Here is a 1,163-nt window from a genome sequence, read left to right as displayed (position 1 = left end):
CATATAAGACGGTATAACACTCGTATCAATACTTAAAAGAGGAAGTGTCACCCTAATTTCCATCACTGTATCTACCACATTTTCCGGTTCGCCGTCTGGAAAAGGAGCTGGGGCATCATTTTTCAGGATAATATTCTTTCCCTCAAGATTGGTAAAATCTATGATGACATCTGCTCTTTCGGCAGGTGCCAATATGATTTCTTTCATTCCTATCGGATATTCCATTAAACCTCCATCCGTTCCAATTTGATAAATGAGTTGACCCGAATCAAGCTTGAACCTATAGAAACGGCTGTTAGATCCGTTTAACAGTCTAAATCGATATTTACGTGGTTCCACGTTTAAAAAGGGCCATACTTTTCCATTCRCCAAGATRGTATYTCCAAAAAATTCAGGAACGATTGATGTTTCTAATTGCGGGACTGGTTTTTCTGGCTGCCTTGGGTAAAAAAGAGAGCCATCTTCATTAAATGATTTGTCTTGWATAATAAGAGGAATCTCATATTGACCACATGGTAAATTCAATAAACGTTCCCGGTGATCTCTTATAAGATAAAACCCTGCCAATCCCGCATATATATTGAGTCTCGTGATACCAAGTGTATGGTCATGATACCAGAGGGTACAAGCTTGCATGTTATTATCATATTGATATACTTTCTTTCTAAAATAWGGCCCCACTTGTTTRAAYCCTCTTGTAAACCAAGCCTCCGGATAGCCATCGCTTTCGGGTTCAACGCTAGCCCCGTGTACATGTACTACAGTACGTACTTCCGGTACATCCAAATGGGCGCCATGTACCGTATAGTCTACCGGTAAAAGATGCTTTGCGGGGAGATTGTTGGTCCATTTTATGACTACTTTCTCTCCACTTTCCACCTCAATGGTAGGACCTGGATAGCTGCCTTCATACCCCCAAACCTTTGTATCATTTAACTCACTATGGAGGGATTGCTTAAATTCTGTCATATTCACTTTATAATAAGTATGAAATTGATCTTTCCGACGTGGTTTTAAGACTGGGGGAATGGGAAGTTCATTTACAAATTTAGAGAGAATCATTTTTACGCTCCTTTATAACCTGCTGATTTAAAGTACTTTATTTATAAAAGGTTATAAATATTACAAGCGCTATATGACAATAAGTTATTTATTAGTAAAAT

The 1,163-nt window shown here is 38.3% G+C and carries 1 protein-coding gene; it reads right to left on the bottom strand.

Going from position 1 to position 1,163, the window contains the following annotated elements:
* A partial coding sequence (locus AC1DIV_RS30025) for a multicopper oxidase family protein (RefSeq protein ID WP_477577963.1) occupies positions 1-1,062 on the bottom strand: 1,062 nt, incomplete at its 3' end.
* Positions 1,063-1,163 lie beyond the last annotated feature (101 nt).

The sequence above is a fragment of the Peribacillus sp. 05N428 genome (assembly GCF_056397085.1).
The sequence above is the reverse complement of the archived record's forward strand: the minus strand, read 5'-3'. Positions and strand labels throughout refer to the sequence as shown.